Origin of the sequence: Stenotrophomonas sp. SY1 (assembly GCF_021202945.1) — a bacterium.
GTDB lineage: Bacteria > Pseudomonadota > Gammaproteobacteria > Xanthomonadales > Xanthomonadaceae > Stenotrophomonas.
In genome coordinates this window covers 148,774-171,687 of sequence record NZ_JAJOYR010000003.1, presented here as the reverse complement: position 1 = coordinate 171,687, position 22,914 = coordinate 148,774, and the positions used below count along the sequence as shown (strand labels likewise).

Annotated in this window: 24 protein-coding genes; 13 read left to right on the top strand and 11 right to left on the bottom strand. The window is 65.0% G+C overall.

The features are described 5' to 3' along the window. Positions 1–196: 196 nt before the first annotated feature. From LR961_RS17875 to LR961_RS17850, 6 genes are all read right to left on the bottom strand, one after another. Positions 197–1,366, bottom strand: a complete 1,170-nt coding sequence (locus LR961_RS17875; protein WP_232151328.1) for an acyl-CoA dehydrogenase family protein — start codon at positions 1,364–1,366, stop codon at positions 197–199. A gap of 10 nt (positions 1,367–1,376) precedes the next feature. After that, positions 1,377–1,895, bottom strand: a complete 519-nt coding sequence (locus LR961_RS17870) for a MaoC family dehydratase (RefSeq protein WP_232151327.1) — start codon at positions 1,893–1,895, stop codon at positions 1,377–1,379. A gap of 92 nt (positions 1,896–1,987) precedes the next feature. Beyond that, positions 1,988–2,830, bottom strand: a complete 843-nt coding sequence (locus tag LR961_RS17865; protein WP_232151326.1) for a CoA ester lyase — start codon at positions 2,828–2,830, stop codon at positions 1,988–1,990. A gap of 8 nt (positions 2,831–2,838) precedes the next feature. Continuing rightward, entirely contained in the window at positions 2,839–3,705 is an 867-nt protein-coding gene (locus LR961_RS17860; RefSeq protein ID WP_232151325.1) for a polysaccharide deacetylase family protein, read from the bottom strand. 81 nt (positions 3,706–3,786) lie between these two features. Then, positions 3,787–4,629, bottom strand: a complete 843-nt coding sequence (locus LR961_RS17855; RefSeq protein WP_232151324.1) for an SDR family NAD(P)-dependent oxidoreductase — start codon at positions 4,627–4,629, stop codon at positions 3,787–3,789. 20 nt (positions 4,630–4,649) lie between these two features. Then, positions 4,650–4,958 carry a hypothetical protein gene (locus tag LR961_RS17850; protein ID WP_232151323.1) on the bottom strand — a complete coding sequence of 103 codons (309 nt, stop codon included), beginning with the start codon at positions 4,956–4,958 and terminating at the stop codon, positions 4,650–4,652. A 141-nt stretch (positions 4,959–5,099) separates the two neighbouring features. On the opposite strand from LR961_RS17850, the gene LR961_RS17845 reads away from it, so the two are divergent. From LR961_RS17845 to LR961_RS17815, 7 genes are all read left to right on the top strand, one after another. Beyond that, positions 5,100–6,332: an MFS transporter gene (locus LR961_RS17845; protein WP_232151322.1), complete on the top strand. Its 1,233-nt coding sequence runs from the start codon at positions 5,100–5,102 to the stop codon at positions 6,330–6,332. Positions 6,333–6,360: 28 nt separating this feature from the next. Next, positions 6,361–7,035 (top strand): isochorismatase family protein, encoded by a 675-nt coding sequence (locus LR961_RS17840; protein WP_232151321.1) that lies wholly within the window; start codon positions 6,361–6,363, stop codon positions 7,033–7,035. Continuing rightward, complete coding sequence (locus tag LR961_RS17835) at positions 7,032–7,967, top strand: polysaccharide deacetylase family protein (RefSeq protein ID WP_232151320.1); 936 nt, start codon at positions 7,032–7,034, stop codon at positions 7,965–7,967. The genes LR961_RS17840 and LR961_RS17835 overlap by 4 nt, the downstream gene beginning before the upstream one ends. Further along, positions 7,964–8,884: a polysaccharide deacetylase family protein gene (locus LR961_RS17830; protein WP_232151319.1), complete on the top strand. Its 921-nt coding sequence runs from the start codon at positions 7,964–7,966 to the stop codon at positions 8,882–8,884. Before LR961_RS17835 ends, LR961_RS17830 begins: the two co-directional genes overlap by 4 nt. A 61-nt stretch (positions 8,885–8,945) precedes the next feature. Further along, positions 8,946–10,625: an electron transfer flavoprotein-ubiquinone oxidoreductase gene (locus LR961_RS17825; RefSeq protein ID WP_232151318.1), complete on the top strand. Its 1,680-nt coding sequence runs from the start codon at positions 8,946–8,948 to the stop codon at positions 10,623–10,625. Between the two features lie 28 nt (positions 10,626–10,653). Further along, positions 10,654–11,538, top strand: a complete 885-nt coding sequence (prpB, locus tag LR961_RS17820) for a methylisocitrate lyase (protein WP_232151317.1) — start codon at positions 10,654–10,656, stop codon at positions 11,536–11,538. Positions 11,539–11,977: 439 nt separating this feature from the next. After that, on the top strand, positions 11,978–12,379 hold the full coding sequence (locus tag LR961_RS17815) for a c-type cytochrome (protein WP_232151316.1): 402 nt from the start codon (positions 11,978–11,980) through the stop codon (positions 12,377–12,379). Positions 12,380–12,403: 24 nt separating this feature from the next. Here LR961_RS17815 and LR961_RS17810 read toward each other — a convergent pair whose 3' ends face one another. Then, positions 12,404–13,177, bottom strand: coding sequence for a glucose 1-dehydrogenase (locus LR961_RS17810; RefSeq protein WP_232151315.1), 774 nt, complete (start codon positions 13,175–13,177; stop codon positions 12,404–12,406). A 172-nt stretch (positions 13,178–13,349) separates the two neighbouring features. Next, a complete protein-coding gene (locus LR961_RS17805) occupies positions 13,350–15,281 on the bottom strand; it encodes a prolyl oligopeptidase family serine peptidase (protein ID WP_232151314.1) in 1,932 nt (643 codons plus the stop codon). Between the two features lie 222 nt (positions 15,282–15,503). Between LR961_RS17805 and LR961_RS17800 the strand changes: the two genes are divergently transcribed. The 6 genes from LR961_RS17800 to LR961_RS17775 all read left to right on the top strand — a co-directional run bounded on the left by LR961_RS17800 (position 15,504) and on the right by LR961_RS17775 (position 20,120). Next, entirely contained in the window at positions 15,504–15,956 is a 453-nt protein-coding gene (locus LR961_RS17800; RefSeq protein WP_232151313.1) for a c-type cytochrome, read from the top strand. 73 nt (positions 15,957–16,029) lie between these two features. Continuing rightward, entirely contained in the window at positions 16,030–16,521 is a 492-nt protein-coding gene (locus LR961_RS17795) for a VOC family protein (RefSeq protein WP_232151312.1), read from the top strand. Next, positions 16,518–17,237 carry a DUF3108 domain-containing protein gene (locus LR961_RS17790; RefSeq protein ID WP_232151311.1) on the top strand — a complete coding sequence of 240 codons (720 nt, stop codon included), beginning with the start codon at positions 16,518–16,520 and terminating at the stop codon, positions 17,235–17,237. The genes LR961_RS17795 and LR961_RS17790 overlap by 4 nt, the downstream gene beginning before the upstream one ends. Before the next feature lie 2 nt (positions 17,238–17,239). Continuing rightward, positions 17,240–17,902: a hypothetical protein gene (locus LR961_RS17785; protein WP_232151310.1), complete on the top strand. Its 663-nt coding sequence runs from the start codon at positions 17,240–17,242 to the stop codon at positions 17,900–17,902. After that, positions 17,899–19,476 (top strand): FAD-binding oxidoreductase, encoded by a 1,578-nt coding sequence (locus tag LR961_RS17780; protein ID WP_232151309.1) that lies wholly within the window; start codon positions 17,899–17,901, stop codon positions 19,474–19,476. The genes LR961_RS17785 and LR961_RS17780 overlap by 4 nt, the downstream gene beginning before the upstream one ends. 278 nt (positions 19,477–19,754) lie before the next feature. Then, positions 19,755–20,120, top strand: a complete 366-nt coding sequence (locus LR961_RS17775) for a hypothetical protein (protein WP_232151308.1) — start codon at positions 19,755–19,757, stop codon at positions 20,118–20,120. A gap of 7 nt (positions 20,121–20,127) precedes the next feature. Here the strand turns inward: LR961_RS17775 and LR961_RS17770 are convergent, their stop codons facing one another. From LR961_RS17770 to LR961_RS17760, 3 genes are read right to left on the bottom strand one after another with little or no spacing between them, the layout of a single operon-like run. Next, positions 20,128–21,546, bottom strand: coding sequence for an aldehyde dehydrogenase family protein (locus LR961_RS17770; protein WP_232151307.1), 1,419 nt, complete (start codon positions 21,544–21,546; stop codon positions 20,128–20,130). Further along, complete coding sequence (locus LR961_RS17765) at positions 21,539–22,582, bottom strand: nitrilase-related carbon-nitrogen hydrolase (RefSeq protein WP_232151306.1); 1,044 nt, start codon at positions 22,580–22,582, stop codon at positions 21,539–21,541. Before LR961_RS17765 ends, LR961_RS17770 begins: the two co-directional genes overlap by 8 nt. Then, a complete protein-coding gene (locus LR961_RS17760) occupies positions 22,579–22,911 on the bottom strand; it encodes a DUF1330 domain-containing protein (protein WP_232151305.1) in 333 nt (110 codons plus the stop codon). The genes LR961_RS17765 and LR961_RS17760 overlap by 4 nt, the downstream gene beginning before the upstream one ends. Positions 22,912–22,914: the final 3 nt, after the last annotated feature.

Sequence of the window (22,914 nt, the reverse complement as noted above, 5' to 3'; positions counted from 1 at the left end):
AAGTTGCTCCCTTCTCCCGCACGCGGGAGAAGGTGCCCGGAGGGCGGATGAGGGGAGCTTTTGCGTCTGCTTGCCAAAAGCTTCCCCTCACCCCAACCCCTCTCCCGCACGCGGGAGAGGGGCTACCGGATTGCTGCCTTCCAAATTGCTCGCCTCTCCCGCGAGCGGGAGAGGGGCTCTTGGTCTGCTTGGGCTTCTAGATCTTGTTCCTCGCCACCAGCTGCTTGGCGATGATGATGCGCTGCATCTCGTTGGTGCCTTCCCCGATGCACATCAACATCGCGTCGCGATGGAAGCGCTCGATGTCGTATTCCACCGAATAGCTGTAGCCGCCAAAAATTCGCATGCCTTCCTGCGCGCAGTACGCGCCGGTCTCGGTCGCGAAGTACTTGGCCATGCCCGCTTCCATGTCGCAGCGTTCACCCTTGTCATAGGCGTTTGCAGCGCTTTCGATCAACAGCTTGGAGGCTTCGACCTTGGCCGCCATTTCGCCCAGCTTGAGCTGGATGGCCTGGTGCTCGGCAATCGGCTTACCGAAGGTAGTGCGCTCCTGCGCGTAACGTACCGACAGACGCAATGCGCCTTCGGCAATGCCGCAGCCGCGCGCGGCGACGTTGATGCGGCCCAGCTCCAATCCGCCCACGGCGTGCTGGAAGCCCTTGCCTTCTTCACCGCCGAGCAGGCAGTCCGCCGACACTTTGTAGTCCTGGAACACCAGCTCGCACGTATCGATGGCGCGGTAGCCGGACTTCTTCAGCTTCTTGGCGACGATGAAGCCTTCGCCCTTTTCGGCGATGAACATGCTCATGCCCTTGTGGCGCGGCTGCGCTTCCGGGTCGGTCTTGACCAGCAGCAGCACCATGTCGCCATACAGCGAGTTGGTGATCCAGGTCTTGGCACCGTTGATGACGTAGTGGTCGCCCTCGCATTTGGCAACGGTACGGATGGCCTGCAGATCGGTGCCGGCATTGGGCTCGGTCAGGCCCAGCGCGCCACGCAGTTCACCGGTGGCCATGCGCGGCAGGTACTTGCGCTTCTGTTCGTCGGTGCCGCAACGCTCGATGGCCGCGGCCATGATCAGGTGCGAGTTGAAGATGCCGGTCGGCGCCATCCACACCGAGGACACCTTGATCACGATCTTGGCGTAGATGCGTGCCGGCAGGCCCAGCCCGCCGTACTCCGGCGAGATGGTGGCACCGAACAGGCCCAGGTCCTTCATCTCCTCGACCAGATGATGCGGGTACTTGTCCTCCAGGTCGTATTCCTGGGCGATGGGCGCCACCGACTTCTCGACCCAGTGGTCGATCGAATCCAGCAGCGCCTGCTCTTCGTCAGGGCCCCACAGTTGTTCCAGTTCGGTGCTCATCATCGGCTCCTCAGTAGTTGACCTTGTCTTCCACCGAGTGGCCGCGCTTGGCGATCAGCATGGTGCGGCTGAAGCTGCAGATCAGCTTGCCGTCCTGGTTGTAGCCTTCGGTCTGCACCGTGACGATGCCCGCGCCCGGACGCGACTTGGATTCGCGCTTGTCCAGCACCTTCGACTCGGCCACCAACGTGTCGCCGACGAACAGCGGATGGGTCATCTTGATGTCGCTCCAGCCAAGGTTGGCCACGGCTTTCTGGCTGACGTCGGTCACGCTCATGCCGACCATCAACGCCACGGTGAACGGCGAGCAGACGATCACCTTGCCGAACTCCGACGCCTTGGCGTACTCCTTGTCGAAGTGCATCGGATGGGTGTTCATCGTCAGCAGGGTGAACCAGGTGTTGTCGGTTTCGGTGATGGAGCGCCCCGGGCGGTGCTCGTAGATGTCGCCCACGTTGAACTCTTCGTAGTAACGGCCGAAGGTTTCGCGGAAGCGGTTTTCGGAGATCTGCTTGACGTTCTGAACCATGAGCAATGTCCTTTCTGTTGCGGTTTGGGCTGGCGCTGGGCGCAGCTTGGTCAAAGAGGGGCGTGAATCAGGCGTTCAATGGAGCGGTGTGATCAGCCGGCGCGGACGCCGTGTGCACCGAGTGCGATGGCCCGTTCGGCGGCGATTTCGATGGGGCGGTCCACCAGCTTTCCGTCGAGCTGGATGGCTTCACCGCCGCTGGCGGCAAGCGCGGCGATCACGCGCTGGGCGCGGTCGTACTCGGCGGCGGTGGGCAGGTAGCGGCTCTGGATCGGCTCGACCTGGGCCGGGTGGATCGCAGCCTTGGCGGTGAAGCCGAGGTCGATCACACGGTCGGTTTCGGTGACCAGGCCGGCTTCGTCCTTGATGTCGAGGAACGGCACGTCCAGGCAACCGACACCGGCTTCAGCAGCAATCGTGGCCAGCTGCACGCGCGGGTGGAAGAAGCTATCCCAGCCGGCACGACCACGCAGCGCGACGATGTAATCGAAACCGCCAAGCATCAGCGCCTGCAGGCGCGGAGTGGCGACGGCCAGCGCGCGCGCATCGAGCAGACCCTTGGGCGTTTCGATCTGCGCGATGAACACCGTGTCGATGCCGGCCAGCGCGGCATCGGCCTGTTGCAGCTCGGCCACGGTTTCTACCTTGGGCAGCATCACGAACGCCGGCTTCAGGCCCGAGGCGGCCAGCGCCTTCAGATCGGCCTGGCCCAGTTCGGTGGATAGCGGATTGATGCGCAGGCCGATTTCGCTGCGGCTTTCCGGTGCGTCGGCGAGGAAGGCGAACAGCGAAGCGCGTGCGGTTTCCTTGTCACCCGGCGCCACGGCATCTTCCAGATCGATGCAGACCTGGTCGGCGCCGGTGGCAATGGCCTTGGCGTAACGCTCCGGGCGCGAACCGGGCACGAACAGCAGGCAGCGGCGTGGATTGTTCATGGATGCACTCATGATGCAGCCACCTGCGAAGCGAAGTGCTCGGCAATCTGGCGACGCGTGGCGTACCAGGTGCCCGGCTTCTGCGCGACGTACTGCAGGAATTTCTCGAACGCGCCAATGCGACCCGGCCGGCCGATGATGCGCAGGTGCAGGCCCAGCGACATCACCTTCGGGCTGTGCTCGCCTTCGGCGTAGAGCGTGTCGAAACTGTCGATGGCGTAGTCCAGCCAGTCTTTCGGCAGGTACGACGGCGCCACCCACATCTTCATGTCGTTGGTGTCCAGCTGGTACGGCACCACGATCATCGGCGCGGTGCTGCCTTCGACATCGCCCCAGAACGGCGCATCGGCCGAGTAGTCGTCCATGTGGTACAGGAAGCCTTCTTCCTGCAGCAGGCGACGGGTCGATGCGGTGTGCAGGTAGCGCGACAGCCAGCCGACCGGGCGCACGCCGGTGGTCTTTTCAATGCTGTCGGCGGCGTCGCGGATGAACTGGCGTTCCTGTTCCTCGTTGAAGCGGAACTGATGGATCCAGCGATGCCCATGCGAGCACACTTCGTGGCGACTGCCACGCAGGTAGCCGGCGATTTCCGGCGCGCGCTCCAGCGACACCGCAGCGGCGGTGTAGGTGCTGGTGACGTTGTACTTGTCCAGCAGCGCGGCCACGCGGCCATGGCCTTCATTCACGCCATAGCGGTAATTGGACTCGTTGCCGTAGTTGCGCACCGGCTTGGACAGGGTGACGTGCAGCTCGTCCACCGGCTCGGTGATCTTGTCACCCTGGCCGACGTTGTACTCGGACAGCTCTTCGACGTTGACGACCACCGACAGTGCAAGCCGTGCATTGTTGGGCCATTGGTAGGCTGCTTTGGACATGGTTCTCTCGTTGCGCTTCTTGAGTCGTACAGGTGGTGGGGGTACGGCTGATGGAATCCGGATTGCGTCGGCAGCTACCGGTCAGTGGTTCTCTTCGCCACCGGAGACGTTGATCGCCTCACCGGTGATGTAGACCGCATCGTCCGAGCACAGGAAAGCGGTAGCCGCTGCCGTATCCGAAGGCAGGCCGGGGCGGCCGGCCGGGATGCGTGCACGCATGTCGGCCAGATACTGCTCCACGCTCTTGCCCTGCTTGGCGGCGAAGTACTCGTTCTGCCAGGCGCCCAGGCCGGTGGTGACGTGATTGGGGCAGACCGCGTTGACGTTGATTCCGTGGCCAGCCAGCTCCAGCGACGCCACCCGGGTCAGCCCGACCAGGCCGTGCTTGGACGAGCAGTAGGCCGCCGCATGCGGAAACGCCGACTTGGCTGCCTGCGAAGCGATGTTGACGATGCGGCCGCCGCCCTGGGCGATCATCTGCCGGCCGGCGTGCTTGATGGTCAGGAACGCGCCGCGCAGGTTCACGCCCAGCACCGCATCCCATTCCTTGGCATCGATCTCGACCAGTGGCTTCATCAGGTAACCGATGCCGGCGTTGTTGACCAGGATGTCCAGCCGGCCAAAGCGCTCGACGGTGGCGGCGACCACCGCTTCCACCTGCGCCTCTTCCAGCACGTCCAGCGCCATCGCGATGCACTCACCGCCCGTGCTGCTGGCCAGTTCGGCGGCCACCTGGGCCATTTCCTCATCGGTGCCGACCGCAGTGACCGGCATCTGCGCGCCGCGCACCTGGCCGATGTCGGTCAGCACCACCTTGCAGCCTTCCTCCAGCAGGCGGCGGGCAATGCCCTCGCCCAGGCCGGTGCGGCGACCAGCGCCGGTGATGAGTGCGACCTTGCCCTGCAATTCGGGGAAACGAGCCATGACCAAAGTTCCTTGTGCGCTTACAGCGCGCTGGTGAGGATGAACACCGGATTGTCGGCGTACTGCTGGAACTGCGCTGCTCCGGACTGCACGGTCGGATCGGACAGGTCCTTGCCGAACGCCTCCATGTCAGGAACACGAATGAGCTCGATGTACTCATACGGCAGCTTGCCTTCACCGATCAGCAGGCCGCTGGCCTTGAGCACCTCGAACCGGTCCACCGACGGCAGCGCGTTGACCACCGGCAGGTCGCTGGCACGTGCCCAGGCCTCGTATTCCTCACGGCTGACGCCTGCTTTGAGGTTGAACAGGACGACGACGGTTTGCATGGCTTCCTCCCGGGTAAAAGACTGTGGCACACTTTGTCCGGACAAAGTGTAGGCATGCCATTCGCCCCCGGTCAATGTCGGCGGCGGGAATCCCCCACCGGCGTATCTACCTGCCATAACCCAACTTGTTGAGGTGCCTTGATGAAGCGTTATTACCCGTGGTTGATGGCGGTGATGGGGATGTTGGTGCTGTTGGTGTCCAACGGCCTGACCGTGACCGGCCTGACCGCATTCGATGAATCCCTGCTCAAGGAATTCGGCTGGACCCGCAGCGAGCTCAAGCTGCGCGACCTGATCACCCTGGTGCTGGCCGGCTGGATGGCGCCGTTCCTGGGCGCGCTGATCGACAAGGTCGGCCCGCGCAAGCTGATCCTGGCCGGCATCGCGCTGCTGGCGGCGCTGTACTTCGCCTATGCACACGTGCACTCGCTGACCCACCTTTACCTGATCCACGTCGGCTTTGCCGCGGTGCTGGTCGCCGCCGGCCTGAACGTGGCGGTGATCTTCGTCTCGCAGTGGTTTGCCACCCATCGCGGCACCGCCATCGGCATCGCCCTGGTCGGCACCAGCCTGGGCGGCATGCTGTTCCCCAAGCTCGGCGTGCACCTGATGCAGAGCATGGACTGGCGCGCGGCGCTGATCTGGGAAACCGCCATCCCGGTGGCGTTCCTGGTGATCGCCTTCCTGTTCGCGCGCAGCCCGCGCCCGGGCGGCATCCAGCCGTGGGGCGCGGACACGCTGGCAGCCAAGGCGCAGGCCGGCAAGCCGGCCGCCTCCAGCCTGCCGGACATGAGCTACAACACCGCCCTGCGCACCCGCACCTTCTGGGTGCTGGCGTTCGTGGCGATGACCACCTTCTTCTCGATCATGGCGGTGGCTTCCAACCTGTTCCTGCACATGCGTGACCTGGGCTTCGACCCGGCCACCGCGGGCAACGGCCTGGGCCTGATGTTCGGCCTGGCGATGGTGGGCAAGTTCCTGTTCGGCTTCCTGGCCGACGTGCTACCGGCCAAGCGCGTGTTCCTGGTCAACCTGGCGATCATGGCCGCTGGCGCGGTGATCCTGGCAACCATGCGCGCGGACCTGATCTGGTACTCGCTGGCCCTGTTCGGGCTGGGCTGGGGCGGGCTGTACACGATGATCCAGCTGCTGGCGGTCAATGCGTTCGGATTGAGCGCGGCCGGCAAGATCCTCGGCACCATCACCCTGCTCGATGCCACCACCGCCGGGCTGGGCATCTGGGTCACCGCCAAGATTTTCGACGTGACCAAGAGCTACCACATCGCCTTCAGCCTGATCTGCGGGCTGATCCTGCTCGCCCTGCTGGCCGCCACGCTGGTGCGCGACGAACGCGCACGCCTGGCCAAGCCCTGATCCCGCATCGACGCAACGGAGAGACCCCATGCCCGTGATGGAAACGTCCAGCCTCACCGCCCGCCAGTACTGGGAGCAGGTCAAGGCCAATCCCAATCGTGCAAAGTTCGGCTTCGGCGCACGCCCGGCCATCGTCAACATCGATGTGCAGCGCGCGTATACCGACCTGGCTGCGTTCAAGACCGCCTATGAAACCGATCCGCGCCAGATCGAGCACATCAACGCGCTGTCGGCGCAGGTGCGTGCGCTCGGCCTGCCGGTGGTGTGGACCTACGTGGCCTATCTGGAATCGGGCGAGGACGCCGGCACCTGGGGTACGCGCACCAATACCCCGGACTCGCTGCAGAACATCAAGCACGGCTCCGAGCGGGCGCAGTTCGATCCGCGTGCCGACGTACAGCCCGGTGACATCGTCATGCACAAGCGCATGGCCAGCCCGTTCTTCGAGACCAACCTGTGGTCGCTGCTGACCTTCCACAAGATCGACACGCTGATCATCACCGGCGGTTCCACCTCCGGCTGCATCCGCGCCTGTGTGATCGACAGCCTGTCGCGTGGCTACCGCAGCATCGTTCCGGAGGAGTGCGTGGCCGACAAGCACGAGATCCCGCACTTCGCCAACCTCAGCGACATCATGCTCAAGTACGGCGATGTGGAATCGGTGGAGCATGTGGCCGCGCAGTTGCAGGCGTTGCGCGCATGAGCACGGCGAGCAAGTCCGACCCGGGCCTGTTCGACTACTGGCCCTATGACAGCCGGCCGAAGATCAGCTGGCCGGGTGGTGCCCGCGTGGCGTTGTGGATCGCACCCAACATCGAGTTCTACGAATACGCCCCACCGGCCAATCCGCAGCGCAAGCCATGGCCGCGCCCGTTGCCGGACATCCAGAGCTACGGCACCCGCGATTACGGCAACCGCGTCGGCCACCAGCGGATGATGCGGGTGATGGACCAGTACGGCCTGCGCGGCTCGGTGTCGCTGTCCACCGCCATGCTCAAGCACCATCCGGAAGTGATCCAGATGGCGGCCGAGCGCGACTGGGAATTCTTCAGCCACGGCATCTACAACACGCGCTACACCTACGGCCTGGACGAGGCGCAGGAGCGGGAGATGATCGCGCATTCGATGGCGCTGATCGCCGAGCACACCGGCCAGCATTGCGATGGCTATCTGGCACCGGCCTTGTCGCATTCGGACAACACCATCGACCTGTTCGCCGAAGCCGGCGGCCTGTACACCTGCGACCTGTTCCACGATGACCAGCCCACCCCGGTGAAGACCCGCTCGGGCAAGCGTTTCGTGTCGGTGCCATATTCGCTGGAGCTCAACGACACCATCGTCTACGTCACCAACAAGATCGAGCCGCGCCGCTACGGGCAGATGATCAAGGACGCCTTCGACCGCCTGTACGCCGAAGGCGAACACTCCGGCACGGTGATGTGCGTGCCGCTGCACGCCTACCAGGTCAGCCACCCGCATCGCCTGGCCGCCTTCCACGATGCGATGGACTACATCTGCAGCCACGACAAGGTGTGGAAGGCCACCGGCCGCGAGATCGCACAGCATTACCTCGACCACCATTACGACGACGCGCTGGCCTCGATGGCGGCGATCAACGCGGAGGACGCGGCATGAGCCTGGATCGCAGCTTCCTGGAGTACCCGCAGCTGCGCCACGGCATGGACCATGAGCGCTATGCATGGTCGATGCTGGCGCAACGCCCGGCCGTGCGCTGGCCCGGTGACAAGCCGCTGGCGCTGTGGCTCAACCTGACGCTGGAACACTTCCCGCTCAACCCCGCCGGTGAAGGCTTCAAGCCGCACGGTTCGATGGTCATGCCCTACCCGGACCTGCGCCATTACACGCTGCGCGATTACGGCAACCGGGTGGGCGTGTTCCGCGTACTGGATGCGCTGGAAAAGTACGGTCTGCGCGCCAGCACCGCGGTCAACGGCGAACTGGCCGAGCGCTACCCGGCCCTGCTGCGCCGGCTCAAGGCGCGCAGCGCCGAGCTGGTAGCGCACGGCTGGAACATGGACAGCGTGCACCATGGCGGGCTGGCCCCGGAGCGCGAAGCTGAATACATCCAGCGCACTTTGGCTGCGCTGGCGCCCTATTCGGAAGGTCCGTTGCAGGGCTGGTTGTCACCGGCCCGGTCGCAGTCCGAAAACACCCCGGAATTGCTGCATCAGGCTGGTGTGGCGTGGTTTGCGGACTGGGTCAACGACGAGCTGCCCTACCCGTTCCAGACCGCGTACGGCCCGTTGACCGCCCTGCCATTGTCACTGGAATTGGAAGATCGCTTCATCGTCGGCGAAAATCTGCACGCCGAGGCCGAGTATGCGGACCAGATGGTCGATGCCTGCGAATTCCTGCTCGAGGAAGCGCAGCGCACCGGACAGGGACGCCTGCTCGCGCTCAACATCCACCCGTGGGTGATGGGCCAGCCGCACCGCATCAAGCACCTGGAACGCGTGTTCGCCCATCTGGCCGATCGCGCAGGGCTGATCTGGAACGCTGCACCTTCGGAGATCATCGCCGCCTCGTGTTGAGGCGGCGGTTCCAGGCAACCGTCGTCGCCTATCGCGCCGGCCTTTACCCAAGAGCCCCTGCATGAACATTGAAGCCACCTCCGCACTGCCGCCGCGCGAAGCGATGGAGTTCGACGTCGTCATCGTCGGTGCCGGCCCCGCCGGCCTGGCCACCGCCATCCGCCTGCGCCAGCTTGCCGTGGAGAAGGGACAGGAACTGTCGGTGTGCGTGCTGGAAAAGGGCTCCGAGCCCGGCGCGCATATCCTGTCCGGCGCGATCATGGACCCGCGCGCGCTCAATGAGCTGTTCCCGGACTGGGCCGAGCGCGGCGCGCCGCTGAAGCAGGCCGTGACCCGCGACGAGTTCCTGTTCCTGGACGAGACCGGCGCCAAGGCCACCCCGCACGCGCTGCTGCCGGAGTGCTTCCACAACGACGGCAACTACATCATCAGCCTGGGCGAAGTGAGCCGCTGGCTGGCGCAGCAGGCCGAGGCACTGGAAGTGGCCATCTTCCCGGGTTTTGCCGCCGCCGAGGTGCTGTACGACGAGAATGGCGCGGTGATGGGCGTGGCCACCGGCGACATGGGCATCCACAAGGACGGCACGCCGGGCCCGAACTTCGAGCGCGGCATGGAACTGCATGCCAAGTACACGATCTTCGCCGAAGGTTCGCGCGGCCACCTGGGTCGCCAGCTGATCAGCAAGTTCAAGCTCGACGCCGGCAAGGATCCGCAGGCCTACGGCATCGGCATCAAGGAGCTGTGGCAGATCGATCCGGCCAAGCATGAGCCGGGCCTGGTGGTGCACGCCGCTGGCTGGCCGCTGGACAACGACACCTACGGCGGCGCGTTCCTGTACCACGCCGAAGGCGGCAAGGTGTCGATCGGTTACGTGGTCGGCCTGGACTACAAGAACCCGTGGCTGAGCCCGTTCGAGGAGTTCCAGCGCTTCAAGACCCATCCGGCGATCCGCAAGCACCTGGAAGGCGGCAAGCGCATCGCCTACGGCGCACGTGCGATCACCGCCGGCGGCATCCTGTCGCTGCCCAAGACCGTGTTCCCGGGCGGCGCGCTGGTCGGCTGCGAAGCCGGCTACCTCAACGTCAGCCGCATCAAGGGCAGCCACGCTGCGATCAAGACCGGCATGCTCGCCGCCGAAGCCGCGTTCGATGCGCTGGTCGCCGGCCGTTCGCGCGATGAACTGAGCGCCTATCCGGAAGCTTTCGAGAACAGCTGGCTGAAGGCCGAGCTGATGCAGTCCAAGAACTTCAAGCAGTGGTTCAAGAAGGGCCGCACCCTGGCCACGCTGATGACCGGCATCGAACAGTGGCTGCTGCCCAAGCTGGGCATCCGCAACGCGCCGTGGACCATCCACCGCACCAAGGCCGACCACGAGTGCCTGGAGCCGGCCGCCACCCAGCCCAAGATCAACTACCCGAAGCCGGACAACGTGCTGACCTTCGACCGCCTGAGCTCGGTGTTCCTGTCCTCGACCAACCACGAGGAAGACCAGCCCAGCCATCTGACGCTGAAGGACCCCAGCATCCCGGTGAGCGTGAACCTGGCCACCTACGGCGGCCCGGAAGCGCGTTACTGCCCGGCGGGCGTGTATGAGTTTGTCGGCGAAGGCAGCGACACGCGCCTGCAGATCAACGCGCAGAACTGCGTGCACTGCAAGACCTGCGACATCAAGGACCCGACCCAGAACATCGTGTGGGTGACCCCGCAAGGTGGCGGCGGACCGAACTACCCGGCGATGTAAGCATCGCCATCCAACCACAGGAGTTTCGATGAGCATTGTCAGTCCAGGCGCCCGCTTCCGCGCGGCGTTGAAGCAGGAACACCCGCTGCAGATTCCCGGTGCGGTCAACACCAACCATGCGTTGCTGGCCAAGCGTGCGGGCTTCCGTGCGGTCTACCTGTCCGGCGGCGGCGTCGCTGCCGGCTCGCTGGGCCTGCCGGACCTGGGCATCAACACCATGGACGACGTGCTCACCGATATCCGCCGCATCACCGACGTCTGCGACCTGCCGCTGTTGTCGGACATCGACACCGGCTTTGGTCCGAGCGCGTTCAACATCGCGCGCACGGTGAAGTCGCTGATCAAGGCTGGTGCGGCGGCCTGCCATATCGAGGACCAGGTGGGCGCCAAGCGTTGCGGCCACCGCCCGAACAAGGAAATCGTGTCGCTGGGCGAGATGGTGGACCGCGTCAAGGCCGCCGCTGACGCCAAGACCGACCCGGACTTCTTCCTGATCGCCCGCACCGACGCCATCCAGATGGAAGGTGTTGATGCCGCCATCGAGCGTTCGTTGGCCTGCGTGGAAGCCGGTGCCGACGGCATCTTTGCCGAAGCCTCGTATGACCTGGAAACCTACAAGCGTTTCGTCGATGCGGTGAAGGTGCCGGTGCTGGCCAACCTGACCGAGTTCGGCCAGACGCCGTTGTTCTCCACCGAGGAGCTGGGTTCGGTGGGCGTGTCGATGTGCATCTATCCGCTGTCGGCGTTCCGCGCGATGAACAAGGCGGCCGAGAACGTGTACACCGCGATCCGCCGCGACGGCCACCAGCGCAACGTGGTGGACACCATGCAGACCCGCGAGGAACTGTATGAGCGCATCGGTTACCACACCTTCGAGCAGAGCCTGGACAAGACCTTCGCTGCGAAGAAGTGAGCGGAGGCTTCAAGGCAAGGGCTTTGGAAGCGAAGCGTTGTGCGCGGCGTTTGAAAAGCTGCCCTCACCCCTACCCCCGCTCCGCGCCCCGGCCCTTGCGCCAGCGCACGGGCGCTCAACGGGCTGCGAACCAATGGTTAGCAAGCAAGCCCGCATCGCCCCGTAAACGGGAGAGGGGATAGCTTCGGGCTGGTTGTTGATCGCCATGCATTGCTGGCTTCGTCGCCGTTTGCGAGGCACATCCGGAGCCGCAGGACCAGCAGCTCAAGCAATGCTTGAAAGCATCCCTTCTCCCGTTCCACGGGAGAAGGTACCCCGAAGGGGCGGATGAGGGCGCATCTGCTTCGCCACTTCCACTACTGCCTTTGCCTTTCCGTCCCACCAGCAGCCATCATTGCCACCGCCGCAGCACCGCGGCGATTGTCGCACTGAGGAAACAATGTCCCGCCCGCTGCTTGCACTCGCCATCTGCCTGTCACTGAGCGCCTGCGGCCAGCGCGATGCCTTCAATCACAGCACAGACGCCGACCCACATCAGCAACAGCTCGAACGCGCCTTCGCCATCTGCGCCGGCTGCCATGACACCCGCCCCGACCTCGGCCATCGCGTCGGCCCGAATCTGCATGGCGTGATCGGCCGCAAGGCCGGAACCGCGCCGGGTTACCACTATTCCGAAGCGATGAAGGCCAGCGACATCACCTGGGATGCGCAGAGCCTGGACGCCTTCCTCAAGTCACCAGCCAAGCAGGTACCCGGCAGCAAGATGGTCAATGCCACTGCCGATCCGGCACGTCGCCAGGCGGTGATCGAGTACCTGTCCACGTTGCCGCAGCAGCCCTGAGCCCGACGCCGGAACAAACACGGCTCAATCCAGCGTCTGCACACCACCGCCATTGACGAACAAGGTCTGCCCACTGACCCAGCTCGATATCGGCGCAGCGAAGTACAGCACCGCACCGGCAATGTCAGCGGGCTCGCCCAGCCGTTTGATCGGCGTATGCGACAGCATCCGCGCCTCGATCTCCGGGGTCAGCACCGTCGCCAACGCTCCGGTGCGCACGGCACCCGGCCCCACCGCGTTGATGCGGATCTCCGGGCCATAGTCGTGCGCGAGATTGGCCGTCATGTGGTTGACCGCCGCCTTGGACGCGGCGTACGCGCTGATCGCCGGGCTCTTGTTGATCGAACTCATCGACGACATGTTGATGATCGAGCCGTAGCCGGCCTGCTTCATGTACGGCGCGCACAACTGCGCCAACCGCCAAGCGCTGAACACGTTGATCCGGAACGGGCGCTCGAACTGTTCCAGGGTGATCTCGAACGGGCTCTCGCGGCCGGCACCACCGCCGCCTGCGTTGTTGACCAGAACATGGATGCCGCCCAGTTCAGCGGCGGTGCGTTCCACCAGCCGTACCAGATCCTCGTCCTTGAGCACATTGCATTCCAATGCCAATGCGCGGCCACCGTGGGTGGTGATCTCATCGGCGACCTTCTGCGCATCGGCCAGCTTCAGGTCGGCGATCGCCACGGCGGCACCATGCGCTGCCAACATCAGCGCGCTGGCACGACCAATGCCATTGCCACCGCCGGTGACAATGGCCACCTTGCCGGTGAGATCGAAAAGCGACGGAAGGTTCATGAAGACGGGCTCCTGTTTGCCTGATCCGCCCAATGAAGCACGGTGCCCCAGGAAGTGAGGCAGCCGGCCCACGGGCGAACCCGCATCATCTTTCAGAGCAGGGAAATCCCAGGTGAAATCCATTGCCAGATGCAGGCATGGCGATCACCCCGCCGCTCGGTGATGGCTGCGGTCAATGCCCGATGTTCGTGTCCAGGAACGTTTCCAACGCGCGATAGAAGGCAACGCTGTTGTCGTCGTTGTAGAAGCCATGGCCTTCGCCTGCCACCGCCATCCACTGCGGCGGTCTCCCCGCAGCCGTCAATGCGCTGCGCATGGCATTGGCCTGTGCAATCGGCGTGCGCTCATCGCGCTCACCGTGGGCCAGGAACACCGGTGCGGCGATCCGCGCCGCTACCCCGGTCGGTGAGTTGGCAGCCAGTTCCTCATCGCTGCGGCCGATCACCCGGCCCAGATAATTGCGACCGTAGGCGGTGTCCTTGATGTCGCCCTTCTTGTACATCATCTTCAGGTCATACAGGCCGGCCAGCCCCACCGCGCAGCGGATCAGTTCCGGCTCGCGCGCGGCCAGCATCATCGCCGAGTACGCACCGAAGCTGGCACCGTAGGTGCAGACCCGCGCAGTGTCCGCCAGGCCCTGTTTTTCAGCCTCCTTGAGCCCTTCCAGCACGTCCTGCTGCACGCGGGTCCCCCAGTGCAGATAGCCCAGTTCCTCGAACCCGTGGCCACGGCCGCCACTGCCCCGATAGTTGACCTGCACCACCAGATAGCCGCGATTGGCCAGAAACTGCGCATCAGCATCGTAGAACCAGTCATCGCTCACGCCGTGCGGCCCACCATGCGGCAGTACGACGGTCGGAAGTCTGCGTCCTTCGCTGTTGCGCGGAATGGTGAAGATGCCCTCCAGCTCGACGCCATCGCTGGCCCTGAAACGCACCGGTCGCCGCTCGGCCATCAGCGCAGGGTCGATCGCGTCATTCGGCGAAAGTATCTTCTCCAGCTTGTTGTTCGACCGACGGAGCAGGTACCAGCTGCCTGGATCGCGATCGCTGGCCAGATGCACGAGCACCGTCTGGCCATCTCGGCTGATGTCGTCAAAAGTCACATGTTGTTGCGGCAGCAGTCCGACCAGTGCCTTGTGCAGCTCGGCATCCGGCCGTCCAGGGTCGAAGTAGTGGAACTGTGGCCGTCCGGCCACCGGCGAGGCGGCGAAGGGCACCGAAGGTGAGTGCGTCCATTGCGACAGGCCGGTATTGCTGAAGGCATCACTGGCCAGCACATCGCGCTCGCCTCCTTCCAGGTTGGTCATCACCAGCATCGAAGGGCCATCGCCTTGGCTGAAGCGCCCATAGACCTGCTGGTTGTCGCTGCTGAACGCAGCCGGTGTCCATATGCCGCCGGTCTGCTGCTGCGATATCTGCCTCCAGTTCTGGCCATCTTCGGAGGCATAGAGAAGATGGTTGTCGTTCTCGTCACGCCCCCATGCATAGCGGGCCACACCATTACGGTCGATCACGAACTCCAGGCTCGGCACATTGATGCTGGCGATCAGCTTGAAGGTCGGGCGCTGGGTGTCCACCGCGTACAGCATCGAATTGGTCGGTGTCCGCTTGAGCTGACGCATGTAGAACCGGCCATCGTTGCTGTCGGCCACGCCCTCGATGAAGCCGAAGCCACGGTCCAGTCCCGCCGAGGCGTTCTGTTGCTCGTAGCCGTAGATGTAGCGCTGGTTCTGTCCATCGAAATCACTGGCGATGATCTCGCCGTTCGGTATTGGTTTCTCCAGTGAGCCGTACTTGCGGCCCTTGGCGATCACCAGTCGCCTGTCGCTGACCCAGGCGATCTGATATGGGCTCTCATAGCGAGGCAACCTCAGTACCGCAGTGCGCTGCATGTCCGCCAACCGCAGCACCTGCAGGGCATGGTTGCCGCCGCCGAAGTCGGTGGCGAACGCAAGGTACTCACCACTGGGCGACAGACGCGGCATCGAAAATGGACTGGCCTTGGCGAACGCCTCCACCGGTACGGTCTGCGCAACCACTGGTGATGTGTTCGCATAGCCGAATACCGCCAGCACCAGCAGCGTCACGCACCTGATCCCCATCCCCATGACATCCCCCGAAGTCAAATGAATAGGGCCAAGCGTATGCGATTCCTTGCGGCCCCAGAAGTGCCGAGGCCTGCCTCGCGTTGCGGGCGCCTGCACAGGATGGAACCTTGCAGCTTTTATTCGGCGCGGCATTCTGATACTTATTTGTCCGGACAAATAAGCGCCGCGGTTCTGGGCGTGGTTTCGCACTTCTGAATCCACTGCAAGGACACGAACATGCGTCATCTGTTGATCGTGGGAGCTTCATTGCTGCTGGCCGCCTGTGGCGGCCGGGACGCAGCGCCGGCACCACAGGCAACCCCGCCCGTCGCCGAGGCCGGCGCCGCATCTTCATCCGCCGTCGTGACGGCACCTGCAACCGCAGCGCCAACCGCTGCGATCAGCGGTGAGCAGGCCTTTGCCATGTGCAGCGCCTGCCATAGCCGCCAGGCCGATGCGCCGCAGCGCATAGGCCCCAACCTGCATGATCTGATCGGCCGCAAGGCCGGCACCAGAGCCGGCTTTGCCTATTCGCAAGCCATGCAGGGCAGCGGCATCACCTGGGACGCGGCCACGCTGGATGCCTATCTCGCCGCGCCCAGCCGCAAGGTGCCCGGCACCCGCATGGTCATTTCGGTGCCCGACGCGGAACGCCGCAAGGTGCTGGTCGAGTACCTGTCCGCCCCCTGAGTTCCCAATCCTGGGCAGCGCCCGCTCCGGGGATCGCTCCCCTCGGGCCGCCCCCGCAGCCGCAAGGAATGGCATGAAACTTCAGTTCGAGCGCTTCACCCTGTTCTGCCGCGATATGGACGCATCGCTGCGCTTCTACCGCGACACGCTGGGCATGGTCGTCGTCGAAGAGAAAACGCTGCGCGGCGCGATGGCCGGCGGCCTGCTGCAACTGCCGCCGTGCACGATGCGCATCGCGCTGTTGGCCGCCTCGGATGATGCGCCAGTGATCGTCGGCCTGTTCGAGATCAGCGACGTCACCATCGACGCGATCGAAGCGCCGCAGGGCAAGCCCGCGCACGGGCAAACCGCACTGGTGCTTTCAACCACTGCGTTCGACGCGTTGCAACAGGCGATCACGGCTGCCGGCTACCGCTTCCTGACCCCACCGCTGACCTACCCCAAGCGCGTGGCCAGCGAGCGCTCGCCTGCCGGCATGTACCGCGAACTGATCGCTTACGACCCGGACAACGTGCCGGTAAGCATCCTGCAGATCGATCCGCTACCCGAGGAGGCAGCAGCATGACTGGCGTTGTCCGTTCCATCACCGGCACCTTGCAGTACACCAGCAACCAGGCGCATCGCGCAGGCGCGGAACGCGGGCGTGAAAGCTTCCGCCTGGACGTCCACCGCGACGGCTCGCGCGTGCTCGCCGCGCACTGCGAGATCGACGACGCACCGGCCGTGGTGCGCGACGTGAACCTGCGCCTGGACGCGGACAACCTGCCGCGTGAATGCTTCGTGCGCATTGCCGTCGGTGGCCAGTTCCGTGGCTCGGGCTGGTTTTCCTTCGCTGCAGATGAAGCACAGTGCGAATCCACCACCACGATCGAAGGCCGCATCTCGCAGCGCTTCCCGCTGCAGGCTCCGCTGCAGGCGTTCGGCAACCACGCCATCGTCAACGATGGTTATGCGATGTCGCTGTACGACCTGTCCAAAGGGCCGGGCAAACAGAGCTTCTTCATGCTGCTGTCCTCGCCGGACCATCGCGGCGCCACCGGGCCGATGATCTACCCGGTGTCGCTGGCCATCGAGTACGTCGGCGACGAGGAAATCGAGGTGATCGCCGGCCGGTTCAAGGCACGCCATTTCCGCATCCTTGATGTCGGCATGCCCGAAGAACACCCCGACTACGATCTGTGGGTCAGCGCCGATGAGCACTACATCGTGTTGCGCGCCACGGTCACCGGCTACATGCAGACCGCCTACGAGCTGACCCGCTACGACGTGGCGGAGCACTGAGCATGCTGCTGCAGATCCTGCTGGTCGCGCATATCGTGGTACTCGGCTACTGGCTGGGCTCGGAGCTGGTGATCAACAGCACCTACCGCTACGTATCCCATGGCAGCCACATTGCCTTTGCCGAGCGCAGCCGGCTGATGGAACACGTGATGCATGTCGACCAGCACGTACGCTATGCACTGGTATTGCAGGCCGGGTTGGGCTTCTCGCTGGCGGCGCTGTACGGGCTGATTCCCGGTGGTGAAAGCACTGCCACGATTGCCGGGCTGCTATGCGTGCTGTGGCTGGGCTTCGTCGAGGCGGTGCACCGGCTGCGGCACAGCCGTGTCGGCACGGCCCTGGGCAACATTGATCGCGGATCGCGCTATCTGTTCATGGCGCTGCTGCTGGCGGTGGCCACCGGCCTGCTCGGCGGCAATTGGAACATGCCGACATGGCTGCGCTGGAAACTGGCGTTGTATGCCGGGGTGATGGCCTCGGGCGTGGGCATCCGGCTGGCGCTGATCAGCCACTTCCGCACCTGGAAGGTGATGGCGCAAGAAGGTCCGAACGACGTCACCAACGCGATCATCCGCCGCACCTACCTCAGGGCGACCTCGGTGCTGGGCGTGCTGTGGCTGTTCATTGCCGCCATCGTGGTGGTGAGCATCTGGAAGCCGGCATGAGAGTCGATGTCGGCGCTCTGCTCACTGCCTTGCGCACGCTGCTCGGCGATACAGCAGTGCAGGCCGACGATGCCACGCGCCGGCTGATGGCCAGCGATCTGTACGCAGCCGGGCCGTTGCCATTGGCGGTGATACGACCGGCGAAGGTCACCCAGTTGGCACAGGCCGTGGCAGCGGCCAGCAACGCCGGAGCCACGCTGGTGCCGCGCGGTGGCGGGCTCAGCTACACCGGCGGTTACCAATGCCGCACCGACAGCGTGCTGGTGGATCTTTCAGCGCTGGACCAGATCGAGCACATCAGCGCCGAAGACATGTACGTGGTCGCGCAGGCCGGCGTGACCTGGAAGCAGCTCTACGCCGCGTTGGCTCCGCTGGGGCTGCGCCTGCCCTTCTTCGGTACGTTCTCCGGTGCCGGCGCGACCATCGGCGGCGGCCTGAGCCACGGCGCCCTGTTCTTCGGCAGCGCGCGCTACGGTGCCGCCGCTGACAACGTGCTGGGCGTGGAAGTGGTCATCGCCGACGGCACGACGCTGCGCACCGGGCAATGGGCGTTGAAGGCCGATGCCGAACCGGTGTTGCGCAACTTCGGGCCGGATACCACCGGGCTGTTCATGCATGACGGCGGCGCATTCGGCATCAAGACCCGCGCCGCGTTCCGTTTGATTCCAATGCCGGCGCACAGCGGCTACGCCTCGTTCGCGTTTGCGGATTTTGAATCCGCCGCAAAGGCCTTGTCGGCGATCGCGCGCGCCGGACTGGGCGAGGAGGTTTACCTGCTCGATGCCGGCGCGGTGGCAGCCAAGGTTGAACGCGGCCATGACATTGCCGGTGCGTGGCGTGCAGCCCGGCAGGTACTGGGAACTGCCAGTGGCGCTGGCGCCAAATGCAGGGCGTTGGCCGGAATGCTGCGGGCCGGCCGCAAGGTGGTTCCGCAGGATGCGTTCACGCTGCACATGGTTGCGGCAGGAAACGCCTCGGCTGCGGTCGAACATGATCTGGCGCAGGCACACGTTCTGGCGGGTACACATGGCGGCGTGGCCATTGCCGCAACCGTGCCACGCATCGCCCGCGCCGATCCGTTCCCCAACCTCGATGCGGTGCTCGGCGCCGGCGGTGATCGCTGGGCCGCGCTCAACGTCAAGCTTGCCCATTCGCGTGCGGCCGCGCTGATCGGCGCGCATCGGCAGCTGGTGCAGCGGCACCGCACCGAAATGGATGCGCGCGGCGTGCGCGTTACTTATCTGTGCTCGGCGCTGGGCAACCACAGCTTCAGCTTCGAAGCGGTGTTCCATTGGCGCGATGTGTGGCATCCGCTGCACCAGGCCAAGGTGACGCCGGAGGTGCTGGTCGGTTTCAGTGTCCCGACGGAGAACCTGCCCGCCCGTGCCTTGGTGGCGACGCTGCGCGAGGAAACCTGCGCGCTGTTCGCGGCGATGGGCGGTGCATCCAATCAGATCGGCCGCACCTACCCGTTCGTCGAGGTGCTGGATGAGGCGCCGCTGGCGTTGTTGCGTGGGATCAAGCAGCAGCTGGACCCGGCCGCCAGGATGAATCCGGGCGTGCTGGGGCTTTAGCCGGCTTTCTCTTTCGCAGTTGGTTTTGCCTTGGCCTTTTCCAGTGCACGATTCCCGCACCGGTGGGAACGCCTCGCCAGGAATCTCCAATGCAATGCAGTGCATCAGCGTAGGAGCGGCCTCGGTCGCGAGGCACGTAGCAGAACAACATCGGGATCTGGCCAAACCCGGGATTGCGATTCGCGCCATTGATTCGGCACTGCCAGCTTCGCGGCCGAGGCCGCTCCTACGGCGGCAACCCTGTTGCAATGGCGCCCTGCCGCTTCGGACTACCTTCCGTGAACATCCACCATGCCACCATTGCCGCCAACACCAATTTCGGGGGGATCGCGTTGCAAGGATTGCGCTTGATGCGGGCGGCACTGCTGGCCTGCCTGGTACTTCTACCGGATCTGGCCTGGGCCATGCGCCAATGCCCGCCCGAGTTCGGCGAGAAAACAAACGCCTTCTGGCTGCTGGGCTGGGCGATCTTCGGCTTGTTCGTGATCACCGGCATCCTGCTGCCGGTGCTGATGTTCCGCGCCACCCGCCAGGCACCACGGCTGTGGCGCTGGTGGCTGCGGCTGGCCAGTTTCCCGGCCATGGTCGCGATGTGGATACTCGGCTTCGGCATCTTCCTCGGCGAGTTCGTGCTGTCCTGCTGACCGGCGCTCAGGCCGCCGGGAACCACCACGGCGATGCGGTGCCGGTGTTGATCAGCAAGGCACGCGCCCGCACAAAGCGCCGGATCGAGGCGGTGCCCATGCGTGAGCCACCCATGCCCGACAGCTTGAAGCTCTGCTTCTCGGCGGTCTGCACCATGCCGGTCAGGCAGGCGTCGTTGATCGAGATGCCACCGGCCTGCAGCTGACGCGCCACGCGCTGCGCGCGTTCCGGGCTCTGCGTGAACACCGCCGCCGACAGACCGAACTCGGTGTTGTTGGCGCGCGCGATGGCTTCGCCTTCGTCGGCCACCACGATCACCGGCAGCACGCTGGCAAAACTTTCATCGGCCACCACCGCCATTTCGTCGGTGACATCCACCAGCACGGTCGGCGGGCACCATACGCCGCCATGGTCGATCAGTTCGCCGCCGGTCAACGCACGCGCGCCCTTGGCCTTGGCGTCGGCGAGTTGCCCGCGCACCAGCTCCACCTGCGAGGCGGCAATCACCGGGCCGATCTGGCCTTGCTTCGGATCCGGCCAGGCCAGTTCCAGCGCTGCCGCTTCCTTGACCAGCGCGGCGATGAAGGCGTCGGCCACCGGCGCTTCGACATAGACGCGTTCGATCGACATGCAGCTCTGGCCGCCGTTGACGAAGCTGCCCCACGCCAACGCACGCGCGGCATGCTCGATGTTGGCATCGGACAACACCAGTGCCGGGTCCTTGCCACCCAGCTCCAGCGACGCCGGAATGAAGCGGCGCGCGCAGGCTTCACCCACCTTGCGGCCGGTTGCGACCGAGCCGGTGAAGCAGATCTGGTCGCTGGCTTCGATCACCGCCTGGCCGGTGGCACCGGCGCCGGTGACCAACTTGAACACCTCGCCCAGGCCGGCTTCGTCCAGCGCGTCGCGCAACAGCGGCACGAAGCGTGAGGTCACCTCGCTGGGCTTGGCCAGGATGCCGCAGCCGGCGGCCAGCGCCGGCACCGCATCGATCAGGGTCAGCATCAGCGGGAAATTCCACGGGCTGATCACGCCCACCACCGGGAAGGCCACCCAGGTCTGCTGGGTCTGGATGAAAGGAATGGCTTCCTGCTGTACCGGCTTTTCGGCGAGGCAGGCAGGTGCCTGCTGCGCCCAGCGGCGGATTGCAGCGACGGTGCCATCGACCTCGATCTGCGATTCATGCCAACGGCCGGTGTCGGCAAGCAGCGCGTCGAGAAAGCCTTCGCGACGTGCGGCGATGGCGTCGGCCAGCGCATTCAATCGGTCGCAGCGCATCTGGATGCTGCATTCCGCCCATGCCTGCTGCGCCCGGCGCAGATCCGCGCCCAGTGCAGCGACCTGCGCAGCGGAAGTCACCGGCAGTTCGCCGTCGGATTGACCGGTGCGCGGATTGCGCAGCGGCAGCGTGCTCACTTCAGTCATTGCCCACTACTCCGGCGCTCAACAACGCATCAATGGTGGCTTTCTGGCGGGCAGCGAAATCAGCCCGCTGCGGAATCTTCACGGTGGCGCCGTCGAGCAGCGCATTCGGCTTGAGCGCGGTACTGGCCAGGCCGGCGTTGATCGCGCCCTGCGGCAGGCGCGAGAGGAAGTTGCCCATGCCCGGGCGCAGGCGACGACGACGCAGGCCGGCGATGTCCAGGTCGGCATAGGCGGCCATCGACTCACCGGTACCGGCGGCGCTGAGCACGCGGCCCTGGTCATCGACAATCTTGCTCATGCCATCGGCGCTGCCCAGCGGAATATCCACGCCGCTGATGCCGGCGGTGTTGGCCGATACCACGTAGGCCATGTTTTCAATGGCGCGCGCTCGCTTGGCGATGTCCTTGGGGGTCAACTCCGGGCTGCCCACTTCGCTGGTGGAATGCAGGATCACCTCGGCACCGCGCAGGCCCAGCGCACGCGCGATTTCCGGATAGAGGATTTCTTCCGAAGCGATGCAGGCCAGCCGCCCGATCGGCGTGCGCGCCACCGGGAACACGCCGTCGATGCCGTACACATCCAGATATTTGTCCCAGACGTCATGCGGGCTTGGCGCGTACAGCGATATCAGGCGGCGGTAACGCAGGATCTGGTTGCCGCTGTCGTCCACGATCACCGATGACTGGAAATACAGATCAGGAAAATGCGGGTCGCGCTCATAAGCGTTGGAACAGATGTACACGCCGTTGTCCTGGGCGATGCGTCCCAGTTGTTCGTACTCGGCCCCGTCCATCGCGAAGCAGCCTTTGGCCGCCCAGCCGGGAATGGTGTCACCCAGCGGATAGCTGGTGGCGAAGTACTCCGGCAGCACCACCAGTTTCAGGTCGGCACCGATGAACGCCTTGGAGGCGCGGATCTGGCGGCCGATGCGGGCGATGTTGTCGGACACCGCGGCGGCGGCATCTTCCGGCGTGGCACAGGCGTTGATCGCGCGGCAGGTGGTCTGCAACGCCAACGCGCGATAGGCGTCGATCATGGAGCGGTACCTTCGGTTGCGGTGTCGGTGAGCGGTTGCAGTTGCAGGCCGTCGGCCAGCAGCACATGGAAGCTGCCGGTGCCGGCACGCAGCGGCTTGAGCGCGATGTATTCGGGGCTGTTCCAGAACGCCAACGCCGCCGCACGGTCGGGCCAGCACGAGACCACGGTGCGGAACGGCGCGTGTTCGCCCTCCAGCGAGGTCTGCTCGCCGCCCATCACCAGGTACTGGCCGCCATGGCGGGCCACCAGTTCCGGCGTGGCGCGTGCGTAGGCGGCAAAGCCCTGCGGGTCGGTGACATGGGCCTGGATGATCAGATAGGCGGGCATGGG

Bases quoted from the DNA above. Each gene is read 5' to 3' on its own strand.
- LR961_RS17875 (WP_232151328.1), bottom strand. From the start codon at position 1,366: ATGAGCACCGAACTGGAACAACTGTGGGGCCCTGACGAAGAGCAGGCG.
- LR961_RS17870 (WP_232151327.1), bottom strand. From the start codon at position 1,895: ATGGTTCAGAACGTCAAGCAGATCTCCGAAAACCGCTTCCGCGAAACC.
- LR961_RS17865 (WP_232151326.1), bottom strand. From the start codon at position 2,830: ATGAACAATCCACGCCGCTGCCTGCTGTTCGTGCCCGGTTCGCGCCCG.
- LR961_RS17860 (WP_232151325.1), bottom strand. From the start codon at position 3,705: ATGTCCAAAGCAGCCTACCAATGGCCCAACAATGCACGGCTTGCACTG.
- LR961_RS17855 (WP_232151324.1), bottom strand. From the start codon at position 4,629: ATGGCTCGTTTCCCCGAATTGCAGGGCAAGGTCGCACTCATCACCGGC.
- LR961_RS17850 (WP_232151323.1), bottom strand. From the start codon at position 4,958: ATGCAAACCGTCGTCGTCCTGTTCAACCTCAAAGCAGGCGTCAGCCGT.
- LR961_RS17845 (WP_232151322.1), top strand. From the start codon at position 5,100: ATGAAGCGTTATTACCCGTGGTTGATGGCGGTGATGGGGATGTTGGTG.
- LR961_RS17840 (WP_232151321.1), top strand. From the start codon at position 6,361: ATGCCCGTGATGGAAACGTCCAGCCTCACCGCCCGCCAGTACTGGGAG.
- LR961_RS17835 (WP_232151320.1), top strand. From the start codon at position 7,032: ATGAGCACGGCGAGCAAGTCCGACCCGGGCCTGTTCGACTACTGGCCC.
- LR961_RS17830 (WP_232151319.1), top strand. From the start codon at position 7,964: ATGAGCCTGGATCGCAGCTTCCTGGAGTACCCGCAGCTGCGCCACGGC.
- LR961_RS17825 (WP_232151318.1), top strand. From the start codon at position 8,946: ATGAACATTGAAGCCACCTCCGCACTGCCGCCGCGCGAAGCGATGGAG.
- prpB (WP_232151317.1), top strand. From the start codon at position 10,654: ATGAGCATTGTCAGTCCAGGCGCCCGCTTCCGCGCGGCGTTGAAGCAG.
- LR961_RS17815 (WP_232151316.1), top strand. From the start codon at position 11,978: ATGTCCCGCCCGCTGCTTGCACTCGCCATCTGCCTGTCACTGAGCGCC.
- LR961_RS17810 (WP_232151315.1), bottom strand. From the start codon at position 13,177: ATGAACCTTCCGTCGCTTTTCGATCTCACCGGCAAGGTGGCCATTGTC.
- LR961_RS17805 (WP_232151314.1), bottom strand. From the start codon at position 15,281: ATGGGGATCAGGTGCGTGACGCTGCTGGTGCTGGCGGTATTCGGCTAT.
- LR961_RS17800 (WP_232151313.1), top strand. From the start codon at position 15,504: ATGCGTCATCTGTTGATCGTGGGAGCTTCATTGCTGCTGGCCGCCTGT.
- LR961_RS17795 (WP_232151312.1), top strand. From the start codon at position 16,030: ATGAAACTTCAGTTCGAGCGCTTCACCCTGTTCTGCCGCGATATGGAC.
- LR961_RS17790 (WP_232151311.1), top strand. From the start codon at position 16,518: ATGACTGGCGTTGTCCGTTCCATCACCGGCACCTTGCAGTACACCAGC.
- LR961_RS17785 (WP_232151310.1), top strand. From the start codon at position 17,240: ATGCTGCTGCAGATCCTGCTGGTCGCGCATATCGTGGTACTCGGCTAC.
- LR961_RS17780 (WP_232151309.1), top strand. From the start codon at position 17,899: ATGAGAGTCGATGTCGGCGCTCTGCTCACTGCCTTGCGCACGCTGCTC.
- LR961_RS17770 (WP_232151307.1), bottom strand. From the start codon at position 21,546: ATGACTGAAGTGAGCACGCTGCCGCTGCGCAATCCGCGCACCGGTCAA.
- LR961_RS17765 (WP_232151306.1), bottom strand. From the start codon at position 22,582: ATGATCGACGCCTATCGCGCGTTGGCGTTGCAGACCACCTGCCGCGCG.
- LR961_RS17760 (WP_232151305.1), bottom strand. From the start codon at position 22,911: ATGCCCGCCTATCTGATCATCCAGGCCCATGTCACCGACCCGCAGGGC.